Below are 4,340 nucleotides of genomic sequence, written 5' to 3'. Positions count from 1 at the left end.
CAGGAGCAGTCCTCTCTCATCTCTGAACACCAGGTGATTCACCTGGTGATAGCAGTTGCGCCTGAAAGTGAGAGAGATTTTTAGGGGTTTTGGGAGGGGTTGCCAGTTTCTCTCAGGGAACCCCTTGAATTTCTCTATGAAATCTATAGAAAACTCTTATGTGATGGTCATGTGACTGATGTATTGATGAAATTCTATGGCAATGCTTTTGTCTATAATTTTTCTCCATTTCTCTGACCTATCTTTTGCCCGTTCATTTTGGGGACGCTATGGTGGGTTTAGGTGCAAATTAGGTGCAGCGCAGGCTTCCAACCTATTGATGGGGATGAGAGTTCCTTTACCCATAAGGCTATAAGAGCAAGCGGGTAGGGGGAATCGAACCCCCATCAATAGCTTGGAAGGCTATGGTTTTACCACTAAACTATACCCGCGTTTTGGACAAACTGACGAACTTAAGCGTTTATCACCCACTCCCACTAGAATAACACAAGTTTTAGGAAAAAGCTAGACTTTGGGGAAAATTTCTTCAAGTTCGTTAAATCAGGGTTTGGAGGCGAGCAATCAGGGGTTCTACCTTAATCACGCCTTCAATTTTATCGACGGGTTTCCCCTGTTTAAAGAGGATCAGGGTCGGCAGAGCTTCCACCTGGTACTCAGAAGCGAGTTGGGGGTATTTATCTGAATCAATCTTCACGACTTGGAGAGCTTGGCCCATCTGAGTTTGTACTTGCTCCAAAATTGGCACCATTATTTTGCAGGGGCCGCACCAAGTGGTGTAGAAATCGACCAAAACTGGAACATCCGATCGCGCCAGGAGGTCAGCAAAACTCTTAAATTCTTTTTTAACCGCCATGTTACATCAATTAAAAATTGGGTATGGGTTAAAGCAGAGTTACCTCTAGCAACGCTAATACAGGCTCAGAGCAGCTACTTTTACCCATTTTACTTCCATTCGATGGTAGCAAACATTTAAGGATTTAATCTCAAATTCTGCAAAAGTTAGGCAATGCCCCCCATTCTAAGGCAAAATGCCCTCAGCCTAACTTAAGAAATAGCAGGAGAAGTGGTTTATGGAAAACCAATTACAAAATCAAGTGGCCTTAGTAACCGGAGCGTCTAGGGGAATTGGTCGGGCGATCGCCCTTTCCTTAGCCGCAGAAGGGGCGAAAGTAGCAGTTAACTATGCCAGCTCTAGCGGTGCAGCCGAAGAAGTCGTCAGTCAAATCAAAGACCAAGGAGGAGAAGCGATCGCGCTCGGAGCCGATGTTTCCCAAGCAGAAGCCGTCGATACCCTAGTTAAAGCCGTTATGGATCAATGGGGACGGATTGATGTTCTTGTCAATAACGCCGGGATTACCAGAGATGGCTTACTCCTGCGGATGAAACCAGAAGACTGGCAAGCCGTCATTAACCTCAACCTAACTGGCGTATTTCTCTGTACCCGTGCCATCAGTAAAATCATGATCAAAAAACGTCGAGGCCGAATTATCAACATTGCCTCGGTTTCTGGACAAATGGGAAATCCCGGTCAAGCAAACTATAGTGCTGCCAAAGCGGGAGTGATTGGATTTACCAAAACAGTTGCCAAAGAAATCGCCAGTCGTGGCGTAACGGCTAATGCGGTTGCTCCTGGTTTTATCGCTACCGACATGACCAAAGATCTAGCAGCAGATGAAATCCTGAAACTGATTCCCCTGGGTCGCTATGGTCAACCCGAAGAAGTCGCGGGAATGGTGCGTTTCTTAGCGGCCGATCCCGCCGCCGCCTATATTACGGGTCAAGTCTTTAACGTCGATGGTGGCATGGTGATGGCCTAATGTCTCGAGCCAGTTCGATTTCAACAAGGGGCTAGGGGCCCCTTGTTGAAACTTGGGAGAACTAATCGCCCAAACAAATTCCTAGACCTCTGGCTGTTTTCACCAACGTGCCTTCAGGATCGACGGTTTGGTAATCTTTAATTGCATCTGAAATGGGCACACTCACGACTTTCCGATGTTGCCAAGTTACCACGTGATCGTACATCTCCTGAGCCACTAAATCGACGGCTGCTACTCCAAATGCCGAAGCCACCAGGCGGTCAATGGGCGCAGGAATCCCTCCCCGTTGGGTATGCCCTAACACTGTCACCCGTGTTTCTGCACTGATTTCCGAGGTAATCCCTTTAGCAATCTCCTGCCCAATACCTCCATAGCGACTCTCTCCGAGACCAACCACATTGGTCATCGATCCACCTTCAACGCTTTTCACCGCTTCAGAGACAATCACCAGAGAATAGCTTTTACCCAGCTCTCGACGGTTAACAATGTGCTGACAAACCTTCTGAATATCGTAGGGAATTTCGGGAATCAGGATCACATCTGCACCACCAGCAATTCCAGCACTGATGGCAATATGACCCGCATCCCGGCCCATCACTTCTAGAATTAAGACTCGGCTATGGCTGGCGGCAGTAAATTGGAGGCGGTCTAAGGCTTCTGTGGCAATATTAACCGCCGTTTGGAAGCCAATGGAGCGTTCGGTAATGCCAATGTCATTATCAATGGTTTTGGGGATACCGATAATGTTCATATTGCCTTGTTGGGCCAGTTTACGCAGAATAGCTAGAGATCCATCTCCACCAATCACTAATAGGGCATCAAGCCCTAATTGGTGATATCCTTCGATCATTTCTTGGGAGCGATCGAGTAATGTCCCATCGGGCATGGGATAAGCGAAAGGGTCACCCTTGTTGGTGGTTCCTAATATGGTTCCGCCAGTGAGCAATAATCCACGAATGTTTGTACGGGTTAATTCTTTCACTTTTGGAGGACGCTCCAATAAGCCTAATGTGGCTTGATGAATTCCAAAGACTTCATAACCGTAGGTTCCTATGGCATGATAGACCACAGCCCGAATCGCAGCATTGAGACCTGCACAGTCTCCGCCACTGGTCAAAATACCAATGCGTTTTCCCATAACTTTGTGTCCTCCGGTAGCCTTTAAGTTGAATGAAGACAAAGGGCTAAGTAGCCCTTACAGGAGTAAATTAAACTCAAATTCTCTCAAAGTTCGATAACCTCAACTTGACTTAATCTTTGTTCTTTCCTAACTTACAATCCCCCATGACTCATTCTCGCGATCCCCAATCTGAAGCCTTGGACGATATTTCTCCTGCATCCTTTAATTTAATTCCTGAACCCCCTCCTGGCTTTAAGTCTGGGTTTGTGGGGATTATTGGCCGCCCCAATGTGGGTAAATCCACCATTATGAATCAGTTGGTGGGACAGAAAATTGCGATTACTTCGCCTGTGGCTCAAACGACACGCAACCGCTTACGGGGCATTCTGACGACTTCAGCGGCCCAGTTTATTTTTGTGGATACTCCTGGAATTCATAAACCCCACCATGAGTTGGGGAAGGTGTTGGTGGAAAATGCGAAGTTGGCGATTAAATCGGTGGATGTGGTGTTGTTTGTGGTCGATAGTTCTGTGCCTGCGGGAGGGGGCGATCGCTACATTGTTGAGCTGCTCTCTGGTGTGAAACTACCGATTATTCTCGGTCTCAATAAAGCGGATCAACAACCTGATGATTCTGAAGCGATCGACCAAACCTACGAACAACTCGCCCAAGCTCACCACTGGCCAACCCTAAAATTTTCTGCCCTTACAGGTGAGGGATTAGACTCTCTACAAAACCTGTTGGCAGACAATCTAGAACCTGGCCCCTACTATTATCCTCCCGATTTGGTCACTGACCAACCGGAACGCTTTATCATGGGCGAATTAATCCGGGAACAAATCTTACTCCTTACGCGCCAAGAAGTCCCCCATTCGGTAGCTGTAGAGATTGAACGAGTGGAAGAAACTCCAAAAATCACCCGTGTTTTTGCTGCCATTAATGTGGAACGAGACTCCCAAAAAGCCATTCTGATTGGTAAAAAGGGAGCCATGTTAAAAAGCATTGGTATGGCTGCACGGGAACAAATGCAAAAACTTATTTTAGGTCAAGTTTATTTAGAATTATTTGTTAAAGTCAGACCTAAATGGCGACAGTCTCGCACTCGTCTGTCTCAATTTGGCTATCAAGTGGGAGAGAATTAATATAGCGCGAAGCGCTAGGAAAGAGATGATGGTAGCTAGGTTTTAGGATTCAACAGTGTTCTCACTTTGTCCTCCTCTTAGCCTAGCCCGCCCTTCGATAATTTTCTACAAAACAATGAACCCTCAAGGGGTGACAAGGAGGCTCAATGGTAGAGAGAGTGGTGGGTTGAGGAGGCGATCGGTAAAAGAGTAAAGTGGTCGTGTAGAGACCACAAAAATATAAAAATGCTTCCTCAATTGTACCAGAAAATCCTCGAACCT

General features: G+C 46.6%; 4 protein-coding genes and 1 tRNA gene. 2 read left to right on the top strand and 3 right to left on the bottom strand.

Going from position 1 to position 4,340, the window contains the following annotated elements:
• Window positions 1-360: 360 nt before the first annotated feature.
• Window positions 361-431, bottom strand: a tRNA-Gly gene (locus J7545_RS12570).
• 104 nt (window positions 432-535) lie between these two features.
• Window positions 536-853, bottom strand: coding sequence for a thioredoxin (gene trxA, locus J7545_RS12565; RefSeq protein WP_318702193.1), 318 nt, complete (start codon window positions 851-853; stop codon window positions 536-538).
• Between the two features lie 217 nt (window positions 854-1,070).
• On the opposite strand from trxA, the gene fabG reads away from it, so the two are divergent.
• Window positions 1,071-1,817 carry a 3-oxoacyl-[acyl-carrier-protein] reductase gene (fabG, locus tag J7545_RS12560; protein WP_318702192.1) on the top strand — a complete coding sequence of 249 codons (747 nt, stop codon included), beginning with the start codon at window positions 1,071-1,073 and terminating at the stop codon, window positions 1,815-1,817.
• Window positions 1,818-1,878: 61 nt separating this feature from the next.
• On the opposite strand, the gene J7545_RS12555 is transcribed toward fabG, so the two are convergent.
• Window positions 1,879-2,955 (bottom strand): ATP-dependent 6-phosphofructokinase, encoded by a 1,077-nt coding sequence (locus tag J7545_RS12555; protein WP_318702191.1) that lies wholly within the window; start codon window positions 2,953-2,955, stop codon window positions 1,879-1,881.
• 146 nt (window positions 2,956-3,101) lie between these two features.
• Here J7545_RS12555 and era point away from each other — a divergent pair, with 146 nt between their 5' ends.
• A complete protein-coding gene (gene era / locus J7545_RS12550) occupies window positions 3,102-4,079 on the top strand; it encodes a GTPase Era (RefSeq protein ID WP_318702190.1) in 978 nt (325 codons plus the stop codon).
• Window positions 4,080-4,340: the final 261 nt, after the last annotated feature.

Origin of the sequence: Roseofilum sp. SBFL (assembly GCF_017746885.1) — a bacterium.
In the GTDB taxonomy this organism is placed as follows: Bacteria; Cyanobacteriota; Cyanobacteriia; order Cyanobacteriales; family Desertifilaceae; genus Roseofilum.
Note: the sequence above shows the minus strand (reverse complement) of the source record. Positions and strands in the feature narration are given on the sequence as shown.

Bases quoted from the DNA above. Each gene is read 5' to 3' on its own strand.
- era (WP_318702190.1), top strand. From the start codon at position 3,102: ATGACTCATTCTCGCGATCCCCAATCTGAAGCCTTGGACGATATTTCT.
- trxA (WP_318702193.1), bottom strand. From the start codon at position 853: ATGGCGGTTAAAAAAGAATTTAAGAGTTTTGCTGACCTCCTGGCGCGA.
- fabG (WP_318702192.1), top strand. From the start codon at position 1,071: ATGGAAAACCAATTACAAAATCAAGTGGCCTTAGTAACCGGAGCGTCT.
- J7545_RS12555 (WP_318702191.1), bottom strand. From the start codon at position 2,955: ATGGGAAAACGCATTGGTATTTTGACCAGTGGCGGAGACTGTGCAGGT.